Source organism: Paraburkholderia sp. FW306-02-B (assembly GCF_058782725.1).
Window position 1 is genome coordinate 848,013 of record NZ_JBYSXZ010000002.1, and the last position, 24,236, is coordinate 872,248.

Annotated in this window: 21 protein-coding genes; 9 read left to right on the forward strand and 12 right to left on the reverse strand. The window is 59.3% G+C overall.

Translation table 11 applies throughout. The features are described 5' to 3' along the window. Positions 1–741: 741 nt before the first annotated feature. Complete coding sequence (locus tag AC3WOG_RS24835; protein ID WP_492580543.1) at positions 742–1,266, reverse strand: ferredoxin reductase domain-containing protein; 525 nt, start codon at positions 1,264–1,266, stop codon at positions 742–744. Between the two features lie 514 nt (positions 1,267–1,780). Here AC3WOG_RS24835 and AC3WOG_RS24840 point away from each other — a divergent pair. From AC3WOG_RS24840 to AC3WOG_RS24850, 3 genes are all read left to right on the forward strand, one after another. After that, positions 1,781–2,020, forward strand: a complete 240-nt coding sequence (locus tag AC3WOG_RS24840) for a hypothetical protein (RefSeq protein WP_492580544.1) — start codon at positions 1,781–1,783, stop codon at positions 2,018–2,020. A gap of 158 nt (positions 2,021–2,178) precedes the next feature. Next, on the forward strand, positions 2,179–2,826 hold the full coding sequence (locus AC3WOG_RS24845) for a DUF6675 family protein (protein ID WP_492580545.1): 648 nt from the start codon (positions 2,179–2,181) through the stop codon (positions 2,824–2,826). Between the two features lie 836 nt (positions 2,827–3,662). After that, positions 3,663–5,351, forward strand: a complete 1,689-nt coding sequence (locus tag AC3WOG_RS24850; protein ID WP_492580546.1) for a long-chain-fatty-acid--CoA ligase — start codon at positions 3,663–3,665, stop codon at positions 5,349–5,351. A gap of 360 nt (positions 5,352–5,711) precedes the next feature. Here AC3WOG_RS24850 and AC3WOG_RS24855 read toward each other — a convergent pair whose 3' ends face one another. The 6 genes from AC3WOG_RS24855 to AC3WOG_RS24880 form a co-directional block, all read right to left on the reverse strand. Continuing rightward, positions 5,712–6,452, reverse strand: coding sequence for an SDR family oxidoreductase (locus tag AC3WOG_RS24855; protein ID WP_492580547.1), 741 nt, complete (start codon positions 6,450–6,452; stop codon positions 5,712–5,714). Positions 6,453–6,597: 145 nt separating this feature from the next. Then, positions 6,598–7,395 (reverse strand): isocitrate lyase/PEP mutase family protein, encoded by a 798-nt coding sequence (locus AC3WOG_RS24860; protein WP_492580548.1) that lies wholly within the window; start codon positions 7,393–7,395, stop codon positions 6,598–6,600. A 42-nt stretch (positions 7,396–7,437) separates the two neighbouring features. After that, positions 7,438–8,613, reverse strand: a complete 1,176-nt coding sequence (locus tag AC3WOG_RS24865) for an MFS transporter (RefSeq protein WP_492580549.1) — start codon at positions 8,611–8,613, stop codon at positions 7,438–7,440. A 118-nt stretch (positions 8,614–8,731) separates the two neighbouring features. Then, positions 8,732–10,210, reverse strand: a complete 1,479-nt coding sequence (locus AC3WOG_RS24870) for an efflux transporter outer membrane subunit (RefSeq protein WP_492580550.1) — start codon at positions 10,208–10,210, stop codon at positions 8,732–8,734. Continuing rightward, entirely contained in the window at positions 10,207–13,398 is a 3,192-nt protein-coding gene (locus tag AC3WOG_RS24875; protein WP_492580551.1) for an efflux RND transporter permease subunit, read from the reverse strand. Before AC3WOG_RS24875 ends, AC3WOG_RS24870 begins: the two co-directional genes overlap by 4 nt. After that, complete coding sequence (locus tag AC3WOG_RS24880; RefSeq protein ID WP_492580552.1) at positions 13,395–14,645, reverse strand: efflux RND transporter periplasmic adaptor subunit; 1,251 nt, start codon at positions 14,643–14,645, stop codon at positions 13,395–13,397. The genes AC3WOG_RS24875 and AC3WOG_RS24880 overlap by 4 nt, the downstream gene beginning before the upstream one ends. A 274-nt stretch (positions 14,646–14,919) precedes the next feature. Between AC3WOG_RS24880 and AC3WOG_RS24885 the strand changes: the two genes are divergently transcribed. Next, on the forward strand, positions 14,920–15,438 hold the full coding sequence (locus AC3WOG_RS24885) for a winged helix-turn-helix transcriptional regulator (protein ID WP_492580553.1): 519 nt from the start codon (positions 14,920–14,922) through the stop codon (positions 15,436–15,438). A gap of 75 nt (positions 15,439–15,513) precedes the next feature. Here AC3WOG_RS24885 and AC3WOG_RS24890 read toward each other — a convergent pair whose 3' ends face one another. Further along, on the reverse strand, positions 15,514–16,416 hold the full coding sequence (locus AC3WOG_RS24890; RefSeq protein ID WP_492580554.1) for a LysR family transcriptional regulator: 903 nt from the start codon (positions 16,414–16,416) through the stop codon (positions 15,514–15,516). A gap of 276 nt (positions 16,417–16,692) precedes the next feature. Between AC3WOG_RS24890 and AC3WOG_RS24895 the strand changes: the two genes are divergently transcribed. Continuing rightward, a complete protein-coding gene (locus tag AC3WOG_RS24895; RefSeq protein ID WP_492580555.1) occupies positions 16,693–17,196 on the forward strand; it encodes a DUF1993 domain-containing protein in 504 nt (167 codons plus the stop codon). 465 nt (positions 17,197–17,661) lie between these two features. On the opposite strand, the gene AC3WOG_RS24900 is transcribed toward AC3WOG_RS24895, so the two are convergent. Further along, entirely contained in the window at positions 17,662–18,579 is a 918-nt protein-coding gene (locus tag AC3WOG_RS24900; protein ID WP_492580556.1) for a LysR family transcriptional regulator, read from the reverse strand. Between the two features lie 139 nt (positions 18,580–18,718). Between AC3WOG_RS24900 and AC3WOG_RS24905 the strand changes: the two genes are divergently transcribed. The 3 genes from AC3WOG_RS24905 to AC3WOG_RS24915 all read left to right on the forward strand — a co-directional run bounded on the left by AC3WOG_RS24905 (position 18,719) and on the right by AC3WOG_RS24915 (position 20,810). Next, positions 18,719–19,483 carry an SDR family oxidoreductase gene (locus AC3WOG_RS24905; RefSeq protein ID WP_492582438.1) on the forward strand — a complete coding sequence of 255 codons (765 nt, stop codon included), beginning with the start codon at positions 18,719–18,721 and terminating at the stop codon, positions 19,481–19,483. Between the two features lie 265 nt (positions 19,484–19,748). Then, positions 19,749–20,132, forward strand: coding sequence for a VOC family protein (locus tag AC3WOG_RS24910; RefSeq protein WP_492580557.1), 384 nt, complete (start codon positions 19,749–19,751; stop codon positions 20,130–20,132). A 387-nt stretch (positions 20,133–20,519) separates the two neighbouring features. Next, complete coding sequence (locus tag AC3WOG_RS24915) at positions 20,520–20,810, forward strand: hypothetical protein (RefSeq protein ID WP_492580558.1); 291 nt, start codon at positions 20,520–20,522, stop codon at positions 20,808–20,810. Between the two features lie 146 nt (positions 20,811–20,956). On the opposite strand, the gene AC3WOG_RS24920 is transcribed toward AC3WOG_RS24915, so the two are convergent. Beyond that, positions 20,957–21,178 carry a dodecin family protein gene (locus AC3WOG_RS24920; RefSeq protein WP_492580559.1) on the reverse strand — a complete coding sequence of 74 codons (222 nt, stop codon included), beginning with the start codon at positions 21,176–21,178 and terminating at the stop codon, positions 20,957–20,959. A 506-nt stretch (positions 21,179–21,684) separates the two neighbouring features. Between AC3WOG_RS24920 and AC3WOG_RS24925 the strand changes: the two genes are divergently transcribed. Then, a complete protein-coding gene (locus tag AC3WOG_RS24925; RefSeq protein ID WP_492580560.1) occupies positions 21,685–22,842 on the forward strand; it encodes a pyridoxal phosphate-dependent aminotransferase in 1,158 nt (385 codons plus the stop codon). Between the two features lie 115 nt (positions 22,843–22,957). Here the strand turns inward: AC3WOG_RS24925 and AC3WOG_RS24930 are convergent, their stop codons facing one another. Then, the gene (locus tag AC3WOG_RS24930; protein WP_492580561.1) at positions 22,958–23,443 is read right to left on the reverse strand and encodes a RidA family protein; all 486 of its coding nucleotides are present in this window, start codon (positions 23,441–23,443) and stop codon (positions 22,958–22,960) included. 205 nt (positions 23,444–23,648) lie between these two features. After that, the gene (locus AC3WOG_RS24935) at positions 23,649–24,041 is read right to left on the reverse strand and encodes a cupin domain-containing protein (RefSeq protein WP_492580562.1); all 393 of its coding nucleotides are present in this window, start codon (positions 24,039–24,041) and stop codon (positions 23,649–23,651) included. Positions 24,042–24,236 lie beyond the last annotated feature (195 nt).

A 24,236-nucleotide genomic window follows, 5' to 3' on the forward strand; every position in this document is an offset into this window, starting at 1 on the left:
TGGCGGCGACCTCCAGTCGCCGCCCATTCATCCGGGACGGTAAGCGCGCGATTCGGCGCACCTAGCTTCAGTGGCCCAGAAGGACCACGATTGCGTCCGCAACGAAGCAATGCGGACGCAATCCATGATCAATGATGAGTCTGAGTTTTTGCCACTATGTATGGAGGTATCGGAGGGCAAGCGTAAGCTGGTCGAAGCCCGCTGAGCTGCGGGCAGATAAGGCACGCCATGCAGGTGTGCTAAGCGGACGCCGGTGGCTATTGGACACAACACCCGTGAGCGTCGACAAAGACCTCGGTTCGGGGGCCTTCAGTGACGCCGAACGGTCGGCACTAGTCTAGCCAGAGCGGCCGCTCTGGAGCGTGATAATGACATTCGCAAGAATTAGCTGAAGGGCGCGAATGGGTCGCCACCGGTCAGATGCGCATGACGTCAACCCACGGTTCTAGAACCGTCCAAGCGGCTCACGAGTATTCCACAGCCCCAGATAGGCGTGAGCGGGCGGGACCGACGAGCGATTGTGCATCAGCTGCGGAAAGCGCGCCTCAGTTACCGTGCCGTCACACTGCCGCTGACCATGCCTTTTGGTCGCCAAGGGCGATTTTATGAACGTTCGCTGCATACACCCATTCGCGGGCTTGGCGCTCTATGAGATCCATGAAAGCAGGGGGGCCGCTGCAGTAAATCTGTGTGTTGGCATGAGTTGGACTCATTGCGTGGGAACTCTTCTGCGCGAATAGATCATCGGGACAGGCCGAAATGGTGATAGACCTCACCGTGACTTCGAAGCGCGTCAAATTCTTCTCGAAGAACTGCGCGGTCGGCCGATCGGGCGAAGTTGTGCACCTCGAACCTTTGACCCGCCGATGCAAGCCGCTTCGCGATTCCCGCGATCGATGCTGCGCCTATTCCGCCAGCAAAAAGGATAGATCGCGCACGATCGTCCAAAATTGTCGGCGGGCTTTTGGGGGTGCCGACATACACTTCGTCTCGTTCATTCAACGGAAACTTGGATAGCAGACTATCCGTTCTGCCATCACCTTCTTGTCTCATGCCTACCACGTAACCATCGGACAGGGACGAAACACCGAGCAAAGGATAGATTCTTTGCTTGTCGCCAGCGCTATTCAGAAAGAGAGTGACGCACGACCCATCGTTAAACGGCGGAAGCGCCGATTTGGACATTGTTCGAAGTTCAACGGCATGGTACCCCTTAGCAATTTGCCATTTTCGGCCCACGATGACGGGAATCAGGTTGTCGCGCATGTCTTCTCCAATAGGACCTGCTTCACAGGTGGAACTCTAGCCGATACCGCGTAAGGGATGGAGAGGGGAGCCGGGTTGTAGCGAATCCGCAGTGATGATCGGGCGTCGAAACCCGCGTGGTTAAAGGCGTTGAGCGATTAGTGCAAGGATGGTATTTCCAGAACGTACTTTTTGATTATCGATTACATCACGTTGACGATACTTGGCATAGCATAGTAAATGCACTTGGGAACGGTATGTCCATCAAGGGTGACAAGGCAATGCTGCTGCTTTCACACCGATCCATGCACGATCGCTAATGCACACGATAAGAAACTTCAACTTTATCTTGTGGGCGGGAGAAGGCACTATAGCTTCCCGTCCGCTGTACAAGGCCTGTCGACCCGCAACGAGGCGTCACGTTCGACCACTGCAGACAGGCGAGCGAGGAATCGTTTTCGCCGTCGTCAATAGATGAAGACAGCTGTATCCTTGGCAAGGCTGCCCACGCATCGCGCACGTCAGAGCGGATTTCATGCACAAGCTCACGACTCGGCTCTGCCGCGAGAACCAAGCGGTGGTTATGGAGGACCTGAACGTCAAAGGGATGCCGGCGAACGAACGACTTGCCGGGGCGATCTCGGATGTAGGCTTTGGGATCTTTCGCCCCTTGATGCGCCGCTACGTCGCGCTGAGGTATTTCAACATCGGAGCCGCATCGATTTACGTCGTCAAGTTCCTGACCGAGCCGCTGCTGGGAGGCAAGCCCAGATGAACGTTGCGCGTCCTCGCGGATCGTATTGCCTGAAGGCAGCCGCCCGCTGCGCACCGCTGGCGGCTGCCGCCGGCTTCGCCGTGGCAACCCCGTTGCCAACGCCGCCGTGCGGGACACCGCCGGTGCCGGCCTACGCGTCGCTGGGCGTGCAACCAGCAATGGCGATCCTGGGCGCCGAGGAGCTCGATGCGAGTGTGTGGCGGCCGTCCTCGTGTACCGGATGGCCTGCCGCGTCCCGCTCCCGGGTTGTCGTCGCGGTCGCAGGGCTGGTCCACGTCGCTGGCGGTCCCGAGACGCTGTTGGCACGTGCCGGGGCGGTCTCCACCCTGCGCAGCATGCGCTACTGGTCCACAACCGACAAGACGTGGCGTCCCTTGTTCCTGGATGCCGCAGCGCTGGCCGGACCCGCCGAGGGCGGGGACCGGCGGGGTGATTTCCGTCCGTCTGAACTGCAAGCCGGTCGAACCTTGTACTTCTGGGTGCGCGACAGCCGCTCCGGCCCCCTGGTGTACCGGATGCGGGTGCTGGAGCACAGCCCGCAGCGGATGGCGCTGGCCGAGGAAAATGTGTCGCCGGTCCGTGCCTTCGGACTGACACTGTTTCAGCCGGCTGCGCTGCAGACGGTGGTGTTCGCACAGCGCCAGACGAACGACGTATGGGGCCTGTATATTCTCGCGCGCATCGACCGGCAAGCCAGCAGTTTCATTGCGAGCGGGCACGAGGCCTCTACGGCGAACCGGGCGCTGGCACTGTTCCGGTACCTGGCCGGCGTCCCGACCGACGCGGAACCACCGGCCGTGCGATGACTTGGGTCGTGACGCAACAGGCCCCTCGTCGATGCGTCAAACGCCTGCTGCGGCGCTCTCGCGCGCTTTCCTGCAGTACGCGGCCGCGGCCGCGGTGTACGGTTTCACATTTCCCGGTGTTGTTCGTCTGGGTCGAAAACTGTCAGTAGCTCACAATAATCCCCGCTTGTGCGAACTCATTTTCTCCCACCCATTTTCTGACCAGGGGCTACGGAATTCCCACGTCCGACTACGAGCAGTTCGCGCTAACGGCGCGTATCGGCCGCTGTTCTCTACGTACGGCAGCACCCGGCCAGCTTCGGCCGTTCGCGCGCGCCCTCAGCTGGACATTCGAACGTCAGCTTCGCATTAGATAGCGGACTCGACTACCTCCTTTTTTTGTTCTGAGCTGATCAGCACGCACGCCTGAACTGTCATTCGTATGATGACGGCATTGCTGATCGTCGTTTCCTCCTGATACTGCTACCTTCTGGAACTCCCGCCACAGCTGCGGCATGCGTGCAATGCACGGCCGATCCGAAGCAGAGGGCACGTCTCCACACGGCTACTGCATCGTAAAGGCACCCATTAAACAGCTACGGAAAGCCCCGGGCGTCGCCGTAGCGCTGCTCCGTGCGATACCTCCTCCCACACTGAAGGCGCTCGCAAGACAGCCGTCGACATTGTGTCGCATGGTCACTGGCGTACTAAGCTTAAGACGGACTCGAACGCACAAATGAAGCTCTATAACGCAGTTGGCATTCCCAGTCGCACATAACGAATGCCACGGCAAAGGTGCCGACTCAACGGCATCAACCATTGAAGGCAACAGGAGCGCCCCCTTAAAGGAGGGAAACGTGAACTATTCGCCATACTGGCCCGACAGCCTTGCGCATCACCTGCCATCGCCGCAGCCTTCACTGTACGAAAACCTCGAAACCTCTGCCGGCCGATATCCCGGGAAGACGGCGCTTCACTACTACGGCGGGGCGTTGAGTTACGCGCAATTGCGGCAAGAAGTAGAGGCGCTGGCAGGCTTTCTGCAGCGTCAATGCGGCATCGCGCGTGGCGATCGCGTGGCGCTGTATATGCAGAACAGCCCACAATATCTCATCGGCTACTACGCAATCTTGCGAGCCGATGCAGTGGTGGTGCCCGTGAATCCGATGAACACTACTGCCGAACTTCGGCACATCATTGTGGACTGCGGTGCCAAGGTTGCTCTGCTGGGTGAGGAGCTCTACGAGAATGCCCGGCCCCTTCTCGGCGACGCGATCAGCCATGTGATCGTGGCGCGCTATGCCGACTATCTTTCTGACAGCACCGACCTGCCGCTGCCGGCTGTGCTGACTGAGGCCGTCCCCGAGCTCGATGTCCACCCCGAGTTCTCCGTAGCTATCGCGCCGAGAGCCGTGCGCTGGCGTGCCGCACTTGCGGCCGCTCAGCAGCCGTCGCCGTACGTCGCATCGCCCGAGGACCTCGCGGTAATCCCCTACACGTCGGGCACCACCGCTGCCCCGAAAGGATGCATGCATACGAATCGAAGCGCAAATCATGTTGTCGCCGCGTCTGCGCAATGGTGTGGTCTGTCGCAGGACTCAGTCATCTTATGCTCGATGCCGATGTTTCATGTCAGCGGGATGCAACACACCATGAATTTGGCGCTCTTCCTCGGGGCGACCATGGTCGTGATGACACGTTGGGACAGTCACTGTGCCGCGCAATTGATTGAACGCTACCGCATAAGTTATTGGAGCGCCATTTCGACGATGATGATTGACTTCATGAGCGTGCCCGATCTCGACCGTTTCGACCTAAGCTCCATCGAGATCGTGGGTGGCGGTGGCGCTGCAATGCCGAGGGCACTGGCGCAGCGCATGGCAGCACGTTTGGCCGTTCCCTATGTGGAGGGCTATGGGTTGTCCGAGACAATTGGTGCGACCCATCTCAACCCTCCGCAGCGCTGCAAGCAGCAGTGTTTGGGCATACCGATTCAGGACACGGAATCGATTGTGGTCGATCCCAAAACGTTCGAGGTCCTCGATCCGGGTGTAACGGGTGAAATTCTGGTCGGCGGACCGCAGGTGTTCACGGGCTATTGGGGACGTCCTGAGGCCACGCGCGACGCCTTCGTCGAGGTTGCCGGGATACGTTATCTGCGCACTGGTGACCTCGGCTATATCGACGAGGACGGATATTTCTTTTTCGTCGACCGGCTAAAGCGAATGATTAATGTGTCCGGTTATAAGGTATGGCCTGCGGAAGTCGAGACTTTGCTGTTTGGACACCCTGCGATTCAGGAAGCATGTGTCGTTGCAGCACGCGATGCGCGCAAGGGTGAGATCGTGAAGGCATTCGTGGTCCTACGCGCCGGCGCCGATGTATCAGCGATGCAGATCATTGAATGGGCACACGAGCATATGGCGTCGTACAAGGTACCCCAGATCGTCGAATTCGTTCTGGGGCTGCCCCGAACGGGCAGCGGAAAGGTTCAATGGCGGCTGCTGCAGGAGCGGGAAAATGCGTCCCCCTTACTCGCCAGCTAACGTGACCACGCGGAGGGCCGTTGTACCTTGAAAGCTGCCGTTTATGTTGCGGCGTGTCGAACGGCCGAACCGGGTCGACTGCTGCCCGATGCGGATCGATCAACGGGGGACCACGCCGCCTGTTCGACGTCGGACCGCGTTCGGCCAATAGGGGCCGCTCAAGATTCACCTGCCAACGACCGCTTCGTCGCGTTTATCAGACTTTCAAGGATGGCCATTCAGCAGCGAGATGGCGCGACCGAGCACAACTCGCAGGCAGCGCTTTCGCCCGTGATATCTCTCTAGCGCCTGCACCACGCGCTTTCGAGAACGAAGCTCTACTCGCGCGAATGTCGCCCGCGCCGACGCAGGTGTTGTGTCTTAAGCGTTGGCACCACCATCAACGGTAAGCGTGGCGCCGGTGACGTAACTGGCGCTGGCGCTCGCAAGGAAGACCACTGCTTGTGCGATGTCCTCGCCTTTGCCGTAGTCGCCCGTGGCCGTCAGCGATTTCAATGTCGATGCGAACGGACCTTCGACCGGGTTCATGTCTGTGTTGATGGAACCAGGTTGGACGAGATTTGCCGTAATCCCTTGTGGGCCGAGTTCTCTCGCGAGGCCTTGGGTGAACGCGACGAGAGCGGACTTGGAGCCAGCGTATACACCGAGCATCGAGGCCGGGACGCGATCGGCAAAGTAGCTGCCGATTGAAATAATCCGCCCCCCCGTCCTGAGATGGGGAATCGCGGCTTTTGCGGCCACAATCGGCGCACGCACATTGACGTTAAGCGTCGCGTCGATGTCTTCGATTGAAATATCCTTTACATCGCCCATCCGAAGAATGCCGGCGTTGTTCACCAGGATATCGAGCCCGCCCAGTGCTTCGACAGTCTTCTGCACGGACGCTTGAACGGCCGTTGCACTTGCGCTATCGGCCTGGATTGCAATACCGCGCCGGCCTTCTGCTTCGATCGCCTTCACGACGCTGGCGGCCTGTTCCGCCGACTTTTCATACGTGATCGCCACATCGGCGCCGGCAGCTGCCAAAGCCTTCGCGATTGCAGCCCCGATACCCCTGCTTGCCCCGGTAACCAGGGCGCGTTTGCCACTAAGCATCATCACAATCTCCTTTGTGTGTGAATCGATACAGACAGTTATGAATTGACATCAGCATACCTAAATAAAGTTGAATGTCGATCACCGAATATATTGGCATTTGAGCGGCAATCGAAGCTTCGGGGCATCCTGCCCCTGGCGGGTTCGTCAGTTAAGCGAAAAGGCCCTGAATCTCGCAATACGGCAAGGGCTTGTCATTGAGCAATTCAGAGCGACCATTCTCCAGAAAATCTCGCGCGATGGCCTTCGCCTTGCCGAGCACGACTTGCGAGATGCCGCTGCCGGCACTGAGTCGACGAACCCCCTGCTTCCCGAGTGTCGCTGCATCGGCGAGCCCCGGAACCGCCATGACGTTAACAGGTAGCCGGATTGCGCCGACAATCATTTCAATATCGGATGGCTGCACAAGAGCCGGAAGGAAAAGACCATCCGTGCCCGCCGATGCGTACAGATTGCCTCGAGCAATCGACTCTTCCGGCTGCTTCGATTTTTCAACCAGACTTGCAAGAAACACGTCGCTGCGTGCGTTGACGAAGAGGTCCGAACCCGATCTCACAACGGCATCCTTGATCGCCTCGATCTTCAAGGCGAGAAGTGACGCTGCGTCTGAGCCGTCTTCAATATTGATGCCGGCGATGCCGAGATCCACCAGTTGCATGACATGTCCCGCAACGGTCTTTGGGTCATCGGAATAGCCATTCTCGATGTCGACCGACAAGGGCACGTTCAGAACGCGGATGATCCGTCGGACAGAGGCAACAACCTCATCGAAAGGAAGAATGCGCCCGTCTGGATAACCTAATGCCCACGCAAAACCTGCGCTTGTCGTGGCGATCGCCTGGGCGCCCAACGCCTCGACGAGACGTGCACTACCGGCATCCCAGACATTCGGCAACCGGAGCGGTGTTGAATTGACGTGTAGCTGATGGAATGTGCTTGCGTTAGACATTGACTTTTTCTCATATCGGGATTGGAGGAGACGTGCATAGCGCTACGCCGCTACAACGCGTTTTGCTGTATTTGCGAACGATGCAATGCGGCGAGTCGCGAGCTCGGAGACAAGGATCGCGATGACCACGGGAATGCTGGCGAGGTAGCCCAGGCTGTGGCTGCCGATGACCGGGATCATTGCAGCGCCGAGGGCGCCAGCGATGGACACACCAATATAGGTCGCTGAGGTGTTCAGACCGACCAGCACCGCGGTCATCGGCGGATTAAGGCTCGCGAGGCGGAACTGTTGTGGCACCAGAACGCCCCATGCACACGCCCCCCAGATCGTGACCGCGATCGCAGCACTCCAAAGGTGTGCGCCTGTGATCGGCATAGTGAGCATGACGATTGCGACGATGGCAAGCTTGATGCGCACTACCTTGTGCGTACCGATCCTGTCGAGAATTCGTCCAGTCAGCAGATTCGAGCAGGTTCCCGCCAGGCCCCATAGCACCAGGAGTCCACCCAGCACCATGGCGCGGTGGCCAGTAGCACGATCAAACACGACGGAGAAGTAGCTAAAAATGATGAAGGTGCCGATCTGGGCAAGCACGGTCGTGACGAGCGTGAGTCCGACGCGAGAATCGTTGAGCGGAGACAGACGCCTGGTGAGCGAGATGGGTAGCGGCAACGGCACTTCGGGCAAGAACGCCAGGATACCGGCGAATGCGCCTGCACCGAGCACAGCGACGAGAACCAAGGTCCAGTGCCAGCTTGCGAGCCCGCCAATCACGGCACCAATGGGCGAACCCAGCGCGGTAGCAGTAGTCAAACCCGCTACAATGATGGACAAGGCATATCCGCGACGCTCTGGCGGCACCAGTGACGCACCGGTTCCGCTGGCAGTCGGTGAGAACATGGCCGCGCCAAGACCCGCGAAAGCGCGGGTGGCCAATGCGATGCCGAGGTTCGGAGCCACGATGGTACCGAGATTGGCAATGACAAACAGTCCAATGCCGCTGAGCAGCAGACGCTTTCGCGCAACGTTCGCGGCAAGCGCTGCGATGGTCGGGCCAAGCAAGGCATAGCTCAGGGCATAGACGCTAATCAGCTGGCCCGCCGCTCCGATGCTCACGCCAAACGAGTGGGCGATTTCAGGCAGGATGCCCGCGAAAACGAAGCTATCGGTGCCGAGCGCAAACATACCAAGTGCGAGCGTTAAAAGGCGGCGATCCATGTGGACTTCTCCGTAAGGATGGCGAGTTGAGTTTCTTGACGAAACTATAGGGAAGCGGGGTAGATCGCACTACCGACCGGAAGTGGGAAGCTGTTCCCCATAAACTGGATAAGTCGGGTCAGTCTTTCTGGGCAACCTGCTGCTGCGGGGCATCCCATCCGCCTCCCAATGCACGGAACGTTCGCACTGCGGCGCGCGCAGCGTCGGCCTTCGTCGCATCGAGATCGTCGCGCGACTCGAGCAGTTGCCGATCGGCGTCGAGGACATCGGTCAACGTGATCGAACCCGCGCGATACGCTTTCTCCGAGAGATCCCGTGCCTTCGTCAACGAGTCGACTTCCTGCTGGATTTCCTGCGCTCGAATTTCCGTTTGCGAGAGCGCCATAAAGGCGTCTTCGACGTCTTCCGTCGCTTTGAGCGCAGCCTCCCGATACTGCGCCAGTGCTTCCGCGTACGACCCGCGCGCATTTTTGACTTCGGCGTCCACCTTGCCGAAATCAAACAACCGCCAATGCAGCGCACCTGTCCCGACTGGTTCGAATGACTTCGCGCTCAGGAAATGACTGCCTGTGACGCTGTCGAATCCCAGTGCGCCGGCGAGTGAAATCTTTGGATAGTAGTCGGCCAGTGCCACGCCGATTGCCTCATTGGAAGCCGCCAGGTGGCGCTCCGCCGCAATGATGTCCGGGCGGCGGCGCAGAACGTCCACGGGCTGATCGCCGCTGCCAATTGCAGGCACGTCCGGAACGGCACTGGCCTGATTTCCGAGTTCTGCTGCATACGTCCCAGGCTGCGCGCCCATCAGCACATCGAGTCGGTTCAGCTGTGCTTCGAGCCCTACGCGCAAGGTTGGAACGGTGGCGCGCGCCCCACGCAACAGGGCTTCCGCCTGAGCCACTTCGCGTTCGTCAGACGCACCAGCCTGCTTGCGCGCTTTCACGAGTTCCAGCAGACGCGCGTCCGTATTCACCTGATCCTGGGTGACGGCCAGCTCCGACTGCAGCCCCCTAATCTGCAGGTAAGCGTCGGCAGCGTCAGCGGCAACCGTCACGCGTGTTCCTAGCTGGGCGGCCTCGGCGGCCTGTTCCTCGTCCGTGGCTTGCGCGTGTGCGCGTCTCAGGCCGCCGGCCACATCGATTTCCCAGCTTGCCGTCGCACCCGCGACATACTGCTTCTGGTCGCGACTGTAATTGGGAAATGCGCTCGCAATCGCGCCCAGGGGACTCTGCACGCTCTGATGTTCTGCCGTATATGACGCATTGGCATCGACCGTCGGAAGCAACTGGGCACCTGCCGCCTGAGCTGCGGCACGCGATTGGGCGACGCGTGCAATTGCCGCCTGAAGACTCAGGTTCTGATCCAGCGCCCGCTGCACCACCTTAACCAGCTCTGGATCATTGAAACCGGTCCACCAGTTATCGAGGTTCGGGGCCGGCAGCGTGGTTTGCCGGTCCGCGACGACCTTCGCGTTGTGGAACGGTTCCATCTGGGTGTCGGGCGCCACATAGTTCGGCCCAACCGCACAGGCCGCCAGGAATGCGCTGACGAATAGGCTACCCGCGATCGCTTTCGAAGTCTGGGATAAGAAGTCGTTCATTTTGCTTCTCCACTACCGAGTTTGCGGGGCAGGGCGCGCATGTCACTGATACCGATCTTGCGAACGAAGGCATAAAACGCTGGGGTGAAGGCGAGCCCGAAGATCGTCACGCCGAGCATGCCGAAGAACACGGTTGTGCCGAGCGACTGCCGCATTTCCGAGCCGGCGCCGCTGGCAATGGCGAGTGGCGCCACGCCTGCTATAAAAGCGAACGACGTCATCAGAATGGGCCGCAGCCGCACGTGCGCCGCATGGGTAGCGGCGTCTTCCGCGTTGACTCCGTCTTCCTCCTGCCTCTGCTTGGCGAACTCGACGATGAGAATGGCGTTCTTGGCAGCAAGCCCCACGAGCACCACGAAGCCGATTTGGGCAAGAATGTCGATCGGCATGCCTCGCACATTCAGGCCTATCGCCGCCGCGAGCAGACACATCGGCACGATCAGCACGATTGCGAGCGGCGTTTTCCAGCTTTCGTACTGAGCAGCGAGCACGAGGAACACGAACAGCGCCGAAGCAGCAAAGATCACGAGCGGCGACATGGTCTGCTCTTTCTGCTGGTGAGCAAGGTCAGTCCACTCATACGTGATGCCGTTTGGAAGAACCTGATCAGCGAGCTGTTCCATCCGTTGAATGGCTTCTCCCGATGAGAACCCCGGGCCGGCCGCGCCCATGATTTCCGCTGCGGGATACATGTTGTAGCGCGGCACGCGATACGGCTGGGTGGTGTTTTTGAACGTCGCCACACTGCTGATCGGCACCATGTCGCCGGTCGCATTGCGCACCTTGAGCCTTCCAATGTCTTCCGGTGTCTGCCGGAATGCTTCATCGCCCTGAACCCGCACCTGATACGTCCGGCCCATGAAATTGAAGTCATTCACGTACTGCGAGCCCAGGTACAGCTCCATCGTCGAAAACACATCGGTCGGAGTGAGGCCGATCTTTTCCGCTTTGAGGCGGTCAATGTCCGCATAGACCGACGGTGCGCCGGCGTTATACAGCGTGAAAACACCCCCGAACGTCTTGTCCTCGTTGGCAGCGGTCACGAGCGTGTGCGCTGCATTGGCGAGTGCCTGCGGTCCCAGCCCGCCACGGTCTTCGAGCATCAGCTTGAAGCCGCCCGCTGAGCCCAGTCCCTGCACGGGCGGCGGATTGATCACGACGACCACCGCGTCCTTGACGCCGGCAACACGCTTGCGCAGTTCGACCAGCATCGACGCTGCATTGACGCCAGGCACATGTTTGCCATACAGCGAAGGCAGTCCGTAGAAAAGTGTCCCTACGTTAGGTGCAATCGTGCCGGTGGTGACATCAAAGCCGGACACAGGGGACGTGTGAGTCACGCCTTTAAGTCCGGGCGTGGTGAGCACGATGTCGTTGATCTCGCGGACCACCCTGTCGGTGCGCTCGAGACTGGACCCAGGAGGGAGGAAAGCAATGACAGCCTGATAGCCGATGTCCTGATCCGGAATGAAACCCGTGGGCATTCTCGACATCTGCAATGCAGTGGCCCCAATCAGGCCGGCATAGACGATCAGCATGACAGACGTCGTGCGCACGAACCGGCCAGTCATCTTTCCGTACCGCGACGACAGCCATTCGAACGACGCGTTGAATCTGCCGAACACCGCGTGATGCAGGCGGCCCAGCGCAGTCGATCCACGATGAGACTTCTCCATCTCGTGGGGCTTGAGCAGCACCGCGCACAGGGCAGGGCTCAGCGTGAGAGAGACGAAGCATGAGATGACGGTGGATGCCGCGATCGTGATGGCGAACTGCTTGAAGAACAGCCCCGAGATGCCGGACATCAATGCGGTGGGCCCGAACACCGCACACAACGTGAGCGCGATTGCAATGATGGCCGTCGAGACCTCGTTCATCGTCTGATGTGCAGCCTCTCGCGGCGACATGCCGAGCGCCATGTTTCGTTCGACATTCTCGACCACCACGATGGCATCGTCCACCATAATCCCGACGGCCAGCACCAATCCGAATAACGAAAGGTTATTGATCGACGCGCCGAACAGCGAAAGGATGGTAAACGTTCCAACCAGCGACACCGGGATGGCGACAACCGGGATGATCGTGGCGCGCCAGTTCTGCAGGAAGAGGTACACCACACCCACCACCAGCAGAATGGCGATGATGATGGTCTTGGCGACTTCGTGGATCGACTGCGAAACAAACGTGGTCGGGTCGTAAATCTTGATGTAGTCGACACCGGACGGGAAGCTCTTTTTCAACTCGGCCATTTTGGCCCAGACGTCATGCTCGACTTTCACCACGTTCGCATCGGGCGTGGCAATCACGAACCATGGGGTTGCGGCGTATTTGTCCGCATAAGCCTTGGAGCCGTCGTCAACAGAGCCGAGCTCGACACGGCCGATATCGCGAATGCGCGTGACACGCCCCTGCGAATCCGACTTGACGACGACATCGCCAAACTGTTCGGGCGTACTGAGACGGCCAAGCGCGTCGACGTTGATCTGGTAGGCACCCGTACCATTGTTCGAGACAGGAGGCTGATTGAGCACGCCTGCGGAAACGGCGGCGTTCTGCGCGCGGAGCGCAGCAAGTATTTCGCTGGCGCTGATGTTGTACGAAGCCGCTTTGTCCGGATCAATCCAGATTCGCATCGCGTACTGCCGCTCGCCGAACAACTGAAAGTCCGACACGCCCGGCAAGCGCGCGATCTGATCGCGAACCTTGAGCATGTAGTTCGACAGGTATTCGGGACTACGGGAGCCATCGGGTGAATAGACGTGAACGCCCAGCAGCAGCGCCTGGATGGTCTTCTTCACCTGCACCCCCTGCAATTGCACCTCGACAGGCAGGCGTGACAAGGTGTCTTCCACACGGCTGCGCGTCAGCAGGAGAGCCGTATTTGGATCGGTGCCGACCTTGAAGATCACCGTGATCGTCAGCTCGCCATTGCTGGTCGACTGGCTCGAAATGTAATCCATGTTCTCGACGCCATTGACCGACTGCTCAAGTGGCGTTGCCACGGTGCGTGCAATCGTATCGGCCGACGCACCCGGATACGAGGTCGTGATCTGAATGGTCGTGGGAACGATGTTCGGATATTGAGCGACTGGCAGCGACACCATGGTTGCCAGGCCCACGAGAACAACAAATATGTTGAGCACCGCTGCAAAGCGCGGGTGCTCAATGAAGAAGTGCGTCAGTTTCATGATTTTGCTCCTTCTTCACCCTGCTCAGCCGAGAACTGAATCGTTCCAGCGTGGGGGGAAATCTTTGAACCGGGGCGGACAGCGGGAATGCCGTCGATCACGACCCGGTCGGTCGAGGAAAGTCCCGATCGAATCACCCGCAGACCGCCGCGAAGGTCGCCAATCTCTACTTTTCTAGGGCTGACCACGTCGTCGTCTCCAACGACGTACACCATATGGTCGGTTTGATCGTCGAGCACGGCCGCATCGGGGACGAGCAAGGCCGGTTGCGGTGCAGTCGTTGCCAACCGGATGCGAGCGAAGCCACCGGGCGTGAGTGACAGGTCGCTATTGGGAATCGTTGCACGCGCATGAATCGTCCCGCTCGCACGATCGAGCGTGTTGTCGATGAAATTGAGCGTGCCTGTGCGTCCAAACCCACCGTCGCCAGTCGGTGAAATGTTCACTGTGTCGGCCAACGGCCCGTTCTGGCTTTCACGGGAACGCTGGAAAGCGGCGTAGTCGTTTTCGCTGATGTCGAAGTCCAGATAGAGCGGGTCGAGCGAGACGATGGTCGCAAGCAGCGTCGTTGGGCCGCTGCCGGCGCGGCTGCCGGACACCAGATTGCCGGTCGAGACGAGATGTGTGCCAATGCGGCCGGTAAACGGCGCCGTGATCTTGCAGCGATCCAGGTCGAATCGGGCGTCACGCACCAGCGCATTTGCATTGTCTACAGCCGCCTCAGCAGCACGCTGCTCAGCCACTTTCTGGTCGACGTTTTCAACTGTGCCGGCCTCGGAGCGCTGGAGTTCCTGCGCCCGGGCAAGCTCCCGCGTGGCAAGTACCAGCCGTGCGTTTGCAGATTCGAGCTCGGCTGTCGCTTCGCTCAACTTGATCTGATAGGGTTCCGGGTCGATTTCAAACAGCAGATCACCTTTGTGAACTATATCGCCGTCCTTGAAGTGGATCTGGGTAAGCGTGCCACCGACCTGGGCGCGCAATTCGACACGATTTACGGCCGAGAACTGGCCGAGGAAGCCGAGCCGGCCCTCGATATCGCGCTGCAAAGGCGCGCTGATGGTGACCGATGGCGGGGGCGGTGCGACAACGCGCGCGGCACTCGACCAGTGCATGTGAAACGCCGTCGCAGCCACGGCGGCAATCACAACGGTAGCAACACCTTTACCGACCCATCGAACGGAGCCGGATCTCGCCAGGCGTGTGGGAGTGGTCACTCCTGCCTCGGTTTGGTCAATTCGGTTATTCATGGCATTCCTAAGTATGTTGAAAGGCTGTGCGAAGATGAGATGTGTCCCAGCTCGCCCGTCAGGTGATCAATCGTTGCTGTCTCGTGTGCAGACAGCGCGGTAATCCAGAATGTGGCAGCGATCCGGGGTGACTTTCCCGGGGAACTGTCGGCTAAGTTTCGTGACGCAACTATAGGGAACACCGTTGCGTCACGCTACTGGCCGAAACCGGGAAGCTGTTCCCCGCAAACTGGTTAAGTTGCGTGACGAAACTTGAGTTAGGATCCGTTCCATCATGTATAGAAAACGCTTCGATGGAATGGACTGCTCGATTGCTCGCGCCCTCGACGAGGTGGGCGAGTGGTGGACGCTGCTGATCGTGCGCGAATGTACGCAGGGCAGCAGGCGCTTCGACGAGTTCCAGAGCGGGCTCGGTATCGCCCGTAATATCCTTGCCGCACGACTGGAGCGGTTGATCGAACTGGACATTCTCGAACGCTTCCCGATCGCGGAACGCGCAAACACGTTCGGTTACCGGTTAACCTCGAAAGGAACGGACTTATACCCGGTCCTGGTCGCGCTCATGCAATGGGGAGACAAGTGGCTCAGACCGAACGACAAGCCGCCCATCAAATTGGTGGAGCATGCGAGTGGGCGTCCAGTAGAAGTCGTGGTGGTTCGCACAACGAGCGGGCAGGCGCTGACGTACCAGGACGTTCGATTTGCTGCCGGTCCGGGCGCCACGAAGACGACGCGAGACGTCATCGAGAACCGGAACGATCGGGTACTTGGTAAACAGACCGAGGAGTCGTAAGAGCCGACGGCTGTCGGCAGATCGTCGCAGCGGGTGGCCCGAGCGTGACGGTACGCTTAGGGAAGCGGAAAAGCGCTAGCGCTGCTTTTGCTTGCCGAATCTGGACAGCGATTCCCTGAGTTTGGGAGCCGCAAAATCGATGAAATGCCGCAGTTTTATGGGCATGAGATTTCTCGACACGTGAACCAGATGGACTGGCACTGGTTCAATCTCAAACTTTGGCAGGAGTATCTCGAGCTGTCCGTTCCGAATCGCTTCATCGGCATCGTGTTCGAAGACGAATGTGATGCCTGCGTTGTCCACTGCGGCGCTGACTGCAGCGTCGGGCGAAGTGACCTCGAGCCGGGGCTTCACTTCGAGCATATACATCTTGTTGCTCGTGGGAAGACGGAAGCGCCACGGCGACAGATACGGGCTGTTGAAGACGACGCATGAGTACTGCACGAGGTCGTCGGGTTCGCGCGGAGGCGTGTATTTGGTGAGGAACGCCGGGCTTGCGCAGACGATCGGCCGCAATGAACCGATGCGCGTGGCGATCATATTGCTGTCCGGGAGCTCTCCGATCCGCACTGCGAGATCGGCGTGCGAATCAATGAGGTCGATGTTTCGGTCGGAGAGAAGGAGTCGAACTGTGATGTCCGGATACTGTGCGAGGAACTGATTGATGACAGGCAGAACATGCAGACGACCAAGCTGCACAGGTGCGGTAACGACCAGTTCTCCTCTTGCTGTCGCAAACTCACCCGTGGCTTCATGCTCCTGTTCCCGCACGAGGTCAAGGATGCGCCGCGCCGCCGCGACGTATGACATGCCCGCGTCGGTCAATGTCAGCTTTCGCGTGGTTCGTATCAGCAACCGGGTTCCAAGCATCTCCTCGAGATCGGCAACCTTGCGAGTGAGCGTGCTAACAGGAATCTTCAGTTCACGAGCTGCCGCCGACAGGCTTCCCCCGTCCACCGCGGTCAGCAACATTTCCATGGCTTCTAGTCGGTCCAACGCGTTTGCTCACGTAAGATCAGGTCGCAGTATTGTATGGGAAATGGCCGCGCAGAAGCTTGATCCCCAAGCGCCCACGCATCGTGGGGAGCGCGCCGCTGCGGAATCGATATGGATGGCCGCGCTGGAAAACAGAATTGAAAGCAAAATGCAAGATTGAGAGCGAGTATCTTTCGCCACGCAATGACCCGAAGCCGATCCTTCGCGGTGTCATGTCGTAGCGTGAGTTCACGGCAACACATGTCCCTGGAGACGCCGATGTATGCACAGGCTATCGCGCAATGCGTGCAAGCAGTAAGAGCAATGGAGACTTATCTCGACAAGGCGGAGCGCTTTGCGAATGCGAAGGAGTTCGACGTTGCCGTTCTGTTGTCGACGCGTCTAGCTCCCGACATGAGAGGGTTGCTCTATCAGATACAAAGCGCTTGCGACTATTTGAAGGGTGGGGCCGCCTGGCTTTCAGGACAGCAGCCACCGCGACATGAAGACAATGAGCAAACGCTTGACGAAGCGCGTACGCGCATTCGTAAGACGGTCGACTTCGTTGAAAGCGTGTCGGTAGACCGGTACGCCGAAGCAGCCAATCAAATCGTAAAAGTGTCCTGGGTGCAGGGTAAGCTAACTGGAGAAAACTATTTGCTGCAGATCGTGATTCCGAATGTCTACTTCCATGTAGCAATGGCTTATGCGATTTTGCGTACGAATGGAATCGACGTTGGAAAGATGGACTTCATTGGGCCAGTCAATGCCTTCGACGCCTGAGTAGCGGGCGGCCCGAGTCGTTGCTCAAGATGCGGACCGAGGAAAGCGTCAGCTTTCCTCGAAGATGATCTGTTAATGATCTCAGTACGATGAGCGACCGCCTGTCAATCGAAAGCGGACTTTGACTTCCAGAAGACGACTGTCCGCTCCGGGTCGGTTTATGCCTTTCGCATACCTGGTGCGATCAGCGATCGATCGAGGTCTGCGTTGGACTGGGTTCGGCCATCTGCAGCCGTTCGTCCAATCAGTGTACGAGCCACTCGAACGTCGGATCCTGCCCATATTGCTGACCGTCACGTATCGAATAAGGTCGTCCCATCATCTTTCGGCCTTTCCAGGCAGTCGCGGTTGGGCGGAGGCGGACCGGCACCGCGGACAGATCCCTCGCGGCTCGAACCGCACTGTTGGAGCGCGCTTGACGCAGTTTTGAAAGCGCCTTCAGCTCGGAGCCGGCGTGACATCCGCTCAACCTCCGTCAGCCCGATCCCACGGCGGCACACCGCCGAACGCATCGACCAGGAAATCGACCATTGCGCGTATCTTTGCACTCAGGTGCCGGCGACTCGGGTACAACGCAAGTACGTCGATGTCGGGCAAGCGATACTCGGGCAATATCTGAACGAGCTTGCCGAGGCGTAGGTCGTTGCCGACCAGAAACGTGGGTTGCCAGATCACGCCTTGCCCAGCGAGCGCCGCTGCGCGTGCCGTATCGCCATTGTTGCTATGCATGTGACAGTTGACCTTCACGGCGTGAGCCTTGCTGTCACTGTCGATCAGTTGCCACTCGTCGCCGGTGGCAGCGTACGAGTAGCCGATGCATCGATGCTCGATCAGGTCCGCTGGCGCAGCGGGGTATCCGCAACGCGCCAGATAGGCTGGCGACGCACACAGGATATTTCTCGATGTCGCCAGCTTGCGGGCTGCCTGGTTGGTTGAACCGGCGCGTGAGATGCGAATGGCGAGGTCGTAGCCTTCATCGACGATGTCGACGACGCGGTCAATCAGCGCAACGTCGAGTTCCACTCGCGGATACTTGCGCATGAATTCGGGCCATAGCGGCGCCAGATGCAGAATCCCAAAGCTCACAGGCGCATTGATGCGCAGCCGTCCGCGCGGTTCGACCGACGCAGATGACACGAGCCCCTCGGTTTCGGCGACGTCGTCGAGGATGGACTTGCAGCGGGCATAGAGGGTCTCGCCGCCCTCGGTGAGAGAAAGTGTGCGTGAGGTGCGATTCAGCAGGCGTGTGCCCAGATGCGCTTCCAACTCATTCACGTAGCGGGTCACGTTGGCGGGCGACGTCTCGAGCGCATCGGCTGCGCGCGTGAAGCTGCCGCGGCTCACCACGGTCACGAAGACTTCAAAAGCGCGCAGCCGATCCATGTGCTTCCTCGATCATTCACAAATGCTGAATGATATACCCATGTTTTATGCCTTTTTGCATTCGGGGCTGAAGCCTATATTGCTTGTCACGGACCAAGGCATTAGGCACTGGCCAACAAACTGCAGCAGGAGATTGAACATGCAACGCTTGACAGGAAAAGTAGCGATCGTGACTGGCGCCAGTGCGGGAATTGGCCGTGCCACCGCAAAACTGTTCGCCGCAGAAGGCGCAAAAGTGGTGATCGCGGCGCGCCGCGAAGCTGAACTTGAAACGCTCGTTGCCGAGATCGTTAGCGCAGGCGGTGAGGCCGCGTTTCTCGCGGGCGACGTGCAGTCAGAGGACTTTGCGAAAGCGCTGGTCGCGCTCGCAGTCAGCCGCTTCGGCCGTCTTGACATCGCCTATAACAACGCCGGCACCCTGGGCGAAATGGGCCCGACCACGGGCGTGTCGGAGGCTGGCTGGTCGGCCGCATTGGCGACCAATCTGACGAGCGCCTTTTTGGGTGCGAAGCATCAAATCCCCGAAATGCTGAAGCAAGGCGGTGGATCAATCATCTTCACGTCGACGTTCGTCGGTTATTCATTCGCTTTCCCGGGCACCGCAGCATACGCTGCGAGCAAGGCCGGGTTGATAGGGCTGACGCAGGCGCTCGCTGCCGAGTACGGACCGCAAGGTGTGCGCGTCAACGCCATTCTGCCCGGCGCGGTGGACACACCGATGTATCGCAGCATGAACGACACCGCCGAGTCGCAGGCCTTCGTGACCGGATTGCATGCGCTCAAGCGGGTCGCACGGCCGGAAGAACTCGCCCGCTCGGTGCTTTATCTCGCGTCCGATGACTCGTCCTTCGTGACCGGTACCGCTTCGCTAGTCGATGGCGGCGCATCGATTACGCGTACGTGAACGCCCTTGGTGGAGTCTGACGTTCAAGACACTTCGCATTAAGATTTCGTCGACGTCAACGTCTTGAGTCGAGTGTTGGCATGAATGGCCGCTAGTATTGATTGCTGCCACCGACTGCGTCCGGCAGTTGTCGGGCCATCATCTGCCGGTCGTAGTTACATTTCACTTGAATGCCATCAGGCGTCGGCTATGTTGGATCCATGGCGAGACAAGAGCCCCGTCTTGGCCAGAAGGGCATACTCGGCCACATTCAGTGAGGGTCGCAATGGGCGTACAGCTAAACCACACTATCGTCTGGTGCAGCGATAAGCAGAAGTCGACAAGGTTCCTCATGGACATCCTGGGGCTTCCGAGTCCCATTGAGTTCGGGCAGATGCTGGTCGTTCAACTGGAAAATGGCGTCTCGCTCGACTACTTCGAAAGCGACAGCGCGATTTCCATGCAGCATTACGCGTTTCTGATCAGTGAGGACGAGTTCGAGCGGGTCTTCGCTCGTATTCGTGACAGAGGACTTCAGTACTGGGCAGATCCCAGCAAGCAGCGTGCCGGCGAAACGTATCTGCACAACGGCGGCCGGGGACTGTATTTCGACGATCCTGACGGTCATTTTCTTGAGGTCATGACCCGCCCTTATAAGATTGGCGCCTAGCGGATTGAAGTTCAACGGGGATCGGCGCCCACACTTCGTGGCGGACGTGTTGGCTTTTAACGGGCTCCGAGCTCAAACGTTGAATGGCTGCTTTCCGCTGAATGATCTGGCCGGTCCGCGTCTGCGTGCCGCCAGTGGCCGACAGGCAGAGGCCGGGCCAATTGCGGACTGGCTGAATGCACCAGGATTTTGCACCGCTTGCCCGGTTTACTACGACGGCAGAGTTACTACACTTAGTAAGGTTGGTAAGGGTCGCGGATATCCGGTGCGCGGCCGTCTCAATGAGTTGCGCGCACTCCACGCTCTCGGAAAGAGCAGTTAGAGCCCGCACACATTGTTTGTGCGGGGTACTCGTCCCGTTGGTCCATCAAACAGGAGGACCCAATCATGCAGACTGTTATAAGGCGGTATTCCGGAAAGGGTGCAAAGGAGTTATTCGATCTACTGGAGAAGAAAACGGCTGACGTCGAAGAACTGATGCGTTCGGTCAAAGGCTTTGTCGGCTACACCCTCGCACGCAGCGGCGATGGCGGATTCTCGGTGACTGTTTGCCAGGACAAGGCAGGTATTGATGAAAGCGTGCAAAAGGCGAAGGACTGGATCGCCAAAAACGCCGGAGACACCGGCACGACCGGGCCGGAAATATCGGAGGGATCAGTCCTCATTCACCTGAAGTAAGGAACTTCGGCTGGGGAATGGCAGCGCGTGAGTTCAGCGACCGGACTGGCAGATACGTAACCGTGAGGACGCCCTTTGCGTTCTCGGCATGCTCAAGCTGTTCGGCCGCGACGGCCTGTGGTGCTTTGCCACGGTGAGTCATCGGTTCAGGCTTCATACTTGAACGACAAAGACACTCGCGCCCGGTATTCAACGACCTTGCCGCTATCGACCTTCATGTCGAGCTTGCTGACTTCGGCGACGCGCAAATCACGCAGAGTCTTGGCGGCCGTCTCCACAGCCATTTTTGCCGCGTCCTCCCACGAAACCGAACTCGTGCCAATGATTTCCGTGACACGGTAAACGGATTCGGTCTTCTTCTTGGCCATGTTCTCGCTCCTGTGGGATAAGAGGCGCAAGTGACGCCGCTCGATGATTTGATCATAGGCCGTCTGCGTGGCAGGCGTCGCTTGAATTCGCAGTGGACGTTGGTTTTCGCCTGCGCTTCGTCAATCGAGAGATGGACGCTAGCTTAACCGCAGGGCGCACCCCTGTTTATCAAGTTGCGCGAGTACGGGCGTCGCCTTCGGCACGATTTCGTCATGTCGCGACGGGCAACAACCGGCCACTTTCGGACGTTGGCCCTCGCGCCCGAAAGCGGACAAACAGCGCCCGGCGGCGGCGCAGCGCTCTCGCTGCGGCGCTCCACAGCTTGGCAGCCTGCTGCCAGGGGTTCACATTGCCGTAGCGATGCGGATTGGTGCGGCTTCGTGAAAGTGTTGAATTGAACGCCAGGATCCCGTTCGCCCAGACGTGCCACGGCTGACGCATGGCAGACCTTTCCACTGGGGAGCTTTTCGCGCTTTAATGGACTGGTATGGACAAGGAGAACAGTATGGCCGTCACACGCTTGCAGAACATCCCAGGTATCGGGGTCGACAGGATGGCCGAAACCGCGGACTCGATGCGCAATGCCAACATCCTGCGGCTCGAGAATCTTGACACCGACCTGCGGCCGCCACCCGCGGCGATCCGGCGCACGCACGAAGCAATCGACGACGATGCCGCCAACAGCTATTTGCCGTTCATGGGTCAGCGTGCGCTGCGCGAAGCCGCAGTCGAGCGGGTCCGACGGTTTTCCGGCGTCGTCTATGACCCGGATACCGAGTGCATTATCTCTGCGGGTGGGCTGGCAGGGATCCTGAATGTCCTGTTATCGACGCTTGAAGCCGGGGACGAGGTTGTAATTACCGATCCGACTTACGCTGGCCTGATCAATCGCGTGTATCTGGCAGGTGGCGTGCCGAGATTCGCACAGCTCGCGCCGGGAGTCGACGGATGGCGACTCGACTTGGAGAGCCTGGCGAGCGTGATCAGTCATCGCACACGGGCCTTGCTCATCATGTCGCCTTCGATGCCGACTGGTTTCGTCGTGTCGGCGGCGGAATGGGATGAGATCGCCCGGCATTGCGAGCGCGCCGGTGCGTGGCTGGTCTATGACGCTGCCATGGAGAGAATCCTGTTTGACGGCCGGAAGGTCGTCCACCCTGTTTCCCTGCCTGGTATGCGCGAGCGGACCATCACCGTGGGCTCGGTTTCCAAGGAATATCGGATGATCGGTTGGCGAGTCGGTTGGATAGTCGGGCCAGCACAGCTTATGGCCGATGTGCGACTGACCAGCTTGTCAAACGTCGTTTGTCAGGTCGGCATCGCCATGCCGGGCGCCACGGCCGCACTGAATGCCGACGACGATGGCGTGGCCGCGGCGACTGCGGAGTGGGAAGCCCGCCGCAATGCGCTACTGACCGCGCTGGCGGACCTCCCCGTGATGCGACCGCACGGCGGGTGGTCGCTGCTGATCGATACGCAGCGGCTTGGTCTTGAACCAGCCGAAGCGTCAAGGCGCTTGCTCGCGCGAGGCGAGGTGGCCGCCACACCGATGGACAACTGGGGGCCAAGCGGCAGTCGATACCTGCGCTTTGTATTTGCAAACGAGCCCGTCCAGCGCCTGGCCGAAATTCGCGAGCGGATTCGCCTGTCCTGGGAGCTTTGATACGTACAGGTAGGATGAAAGGCTACTCGCGAGCTTCGCTCCGTATATCAATTAACTCCTGCGGGCATCCGCTGATGATCGACTTCCCCTGCCCAGCACCCTGATGTGGGGCGCTTCAGCGCCCATCGATCTCTACCTCGGCCTCACAATTCACAGGTGCGTTGAGCGGGATCATCATACCAATCGACGAGCGGGCATGCATGCCTGCCTCATGGCCATAAAGTTCAAGAATGAGATCGGAGTAGCCATTAGTCACGCGCGGTGTCTCGTTGAAACCGGGTGCGACATTGACCATTGCAAAGACTCGAAGCCAGGCGGTGATTCGATCCAGGTCGCCGAGCGCTCGCTTCAGACTTCCCAAATGAGCGAGCGCCACGAGCCGGGCGGCATGATAGCCCTGTTCTGGAGAGACCTCCGCCCCTACCTTCCCGAGTGGCTGCGCAACGGTGCCATCCGGATTCTGCGGAATATGCCCAGAAATGAATGCGCGATTCCCTCGGACGCGGACCCAGGCGAACGGCATTCGAATGTCTGGCGGCATCTGAAGCGGTTGAGGTAATACCAGTCCCATTTCCGCGAGCTTTGATTCAATCCTTGCCATGGGGACATCCTCCTCGGGTATCGGATGCCTTCCATTATTCGCGTGCAGCGTGCGCGCACGCAATCGACCGTGACAGACAACGCCGATGACCAGGTATATCGGTTGCCATGCGTCTGGCGAACGGTCAGCACCGCGTGGCATGATCAGTTGCCGGATGAAGGCTGGCTTCATTGCCAACGGCTTCACGCCTTGCCCATGAAGCGCATCAAGGCACTCGGGCATCCAGCTCGGGATACATCACCACGCTTTCCTGGGCTGTCGGTTCATTGCGCACGCCGATAAAGACTGCCGGTGTCTTGCCGCGATTCACTGCCACGTGCGGAATGCCTGCGGGGATGTAGAGATAGTCCCCGCGATGCGCGACCTCGCGGTGTTCCAGCGCGTCGCCTGTCCACAGCTCGACTTCGTCGCCGCTCAGCATATAGAACGCTGACTCGTGGTGTTCGTGAATGTGTGCCTTGGTTCGTCCTTCGGGGGGATCGTCACCATTCCAAGAAGCAGTACTTGCGATCCGACTGTCTCTTGACTGATGCCTGGGGCGTATTCTGATCCCTGTCTGCTCACATAACTGGCAGACCCGGATACGACGCGTCCGCACTTATTGTTCGTCGTAGTTTCCATCTGACCCCCTCCGGGAAACATAGAAAAAAAGCATACGCCCGTCCCCTTGGCACGTCAAACAGCCGGGTTTCACCGAGCAGTTATGGAAGTCCGGCGACGTCCAAGAGTGTCCGCTTCGATGGGACGCGAAGGGCCGCAACGGGTCCGATACCGGTCTTAGACCTACCATGGA